Here is a 2,268-nt window from a genome sequence, read left to right on the forward strand (position 1 = left end):
AGTTTGTCAAAAATTTCACTATTCGTATGAGCTATGAATATAACCCTTCTTTAGGTTTAGAACTTGCCGAACGCATAGGGATTGTTATCCCAAACCTTTTAGAATGGGAAGACTCGTTAATTGTTTTGGATGTAAAACAAGAGTGTTTCTCCATTACCTCTAAATATAGAGCGCTCCCAAAAGAAGAAGGAGGATTAGGTCAAAAAGTGTTTCTTTTTGATCCCTTTTCTTTCAATACACACCGCTATAATCCGCTTGGCTACCTTGATTTTAGTAAGCCCGATATTGAAATGCAAATTCAAGCCCTTGCTAATTCACTTTATCCTGTTGGGAAAGGGGGGAAAGATTTCTTTGCGTTGCAAGCACAATCAATTTTTGTTGCAATTGTTTATTTACTGGGCATCTTAAAAGAGAATCAAATCTTAGCAAGTAGTTTTACACTCACTACCCTTGCCGGAGCATTACAAGGCGTAAAAATTGAGGATTTGAATGAGCAAACCGGTGAATACGAAGAAAAACTTTATCCTCTGCAAGAAACCGTTGAAACGGTACAAGCTATGGGATTGCTTTCACCAACGATTTATTCAAAATTCTTATCCTTCTTTGAACAAGCGGAAGCAAAAGACCAGTTCGCGGGAGTGAAAAGCTCTTATGAGACTCCGCTCAAAGTTTTTCAAGACCCGCTTTTTGAAATGGCAACCGGTGTAAATGATTTTGATTTTAGAGATTTAAGAAAAGACAAAATAACCGTTTATATTGGGATCACGCCTGAAAATATTTCAACAGCAAGGCCAATCGTTAATTTGCTTTTCACACAACTTATCTATGAAAACATTAGACAAGGTTTACCTGATACAAACCCCGATTTAAAACACAGTGTATTGATGTTAATGGACGAGTTCACATCCATTGGGTATATGGAGCAATATCAAGTCGCGATTGCGTATATGGCGGGCTATAATATTCGAAGCCTGATTATTTATCAAAATCAAACACAACTGGCAGAGAATCCTCCGCTTGGTTATGGGGATAAAGGCAGCCAGACACTTTTAGAAAATCATTCATGCAATATCATTTATCGTCCTAAAAATCCGAAAATGGCAGAAGAGATTTCTAAACGAATAGGTAACATCACCGCGACAGTGCAGAATAATTCCATTAATAAAGGGAACGTATCTACAAGCAATAATCTTACTCAACGCGCGCTTGAGCTGCCACAGGAAATTATGGCATTGAAAGATGATGAAGAAATTATTTTTTGTAATGCGGCAAAAGTTAGATGCAAAAAAGCACTTTTCTACACAGATCCCTACTTCATCAATAAATTAAAATTGGTTTCTCCCGGTTTGAGAGAAATCAAGGGACTCCCAAGTAAAGCACAATTAGAAAATGCTTACCAAAAAGGAGAAACGGCAATTCCTTTACCTAACCAAAAGGCGTATTAATAGGAGTAATTAAATGAAGAAGATGATTTCAATTTTAGCCATGGGTTTACTTGTCAGCGCGTGTAGTTCTCCTCCCGAGCCCACGCCGTTCCCGCAAGGTAGTAAAGAAATAAATGTTGACACATTTTTAGAACGGGGAGTAATCAAAAAAGTTCCGCTTAATCGTCTAGATAAAAAAGCATGGCGATATAGCTTTTATCATCATCCAAATACAATTTCACAGCAAGAATGGGCTAAATTTTGGTATTTGGCACAGCACGCAACACATATTGAAGCACAGGGTGAACGTAATAATTTACAAACGTTAAAATACAATCTCAAGGCAAATGGCGTATCTGCTGAAATCAATCTTGTGGAAAAGTGTATAAGCACGAAACGTAATCCTTGCCCCAAACAGGTTAATTTAATTTTTGAGCGTAAATTAGCGCAAAATGGAGAAAAGAATGAAAAATAAAATCTTAACAATGGCAGCCATTACATTAATTGTAAGTGCGACCGCGAATGCCGGTTTTTTAAGTAAATTGCAAAAACAATCTAAATCGGGCAATGCCGATTCGGCTTGTGGTGCGGTGTTATGCTTATCCCACCCTAATGGGGTGAACGAGCCTGAATGTAAAAAGTATCTTGATCCATTAAGAAAAATTCGTCCGACAGGGAAACACTGGTATAAAAAAATGTTTAAAGGTCGTTTAAGTTACCTTGAGCAATGCCCGAAAGAATCACGCGATGGGACGAACTTGAAGAGTTTACCATTTATGAATTTATAAGATAAAAGCCTTAAGAGGCATGGCTTTTTACTGTAAAGTAATGGTGTTAGAATGAT

Annotated in this window: 3 protein-coding genes; all 3 read left to right on the forward strand. The window is 37.5% G+C overall.

The features are described 5' to 3' along the window. On the forward strand, positions 1 to 1,445 hold a 1,445-nt coding region (locus DK423_RS10935), incomplete at its 5' end, for a type IV secretory system conjugative DNA transfer family protein (protein ID WP_109043985.1). 13 nt (positions 1,446 to 1,458) lie between these two features. Next, positions 1,459 to 1,899 carry a hypothetical protein gene (locus DK423_RS10940; RefSeq protein ID WP_109043986.1) on the forward strand — a complete coding sequence of 147 codons (441 nt, stop codon included), beginning with the start codon at positions 1,459 to 1,461 and terminating at the stop codon, positions 1,897 to 1,899. After that, entirely contained in the window at positions 1,889 to 2,212 is a 324-nt protein-coding gene (locus DK423_RS10945) for a TrbM/KikA/MpfK family conjugal transfer protein (protein ID WP_061886449.1), read from the forward strand. The genes DK423_RS10940 and DK423_RS10945 overlap by 11 nt, the downstream gene beginning before the upstream one ends. Positions 2,213 to 2,268: the final 56 nt, after the last annotated feature.

The organism is Aggregatibacter actinomycetemcomitans (assembly GCF_003130205.1).
Lineage (GTDB): Bacteria > Pseudomonadota > Gammaproteobacteria > Enterobacterales > Pasteurellaceae > Aggregatibacter > Aggregatibacter actinomycetemcomitans_A.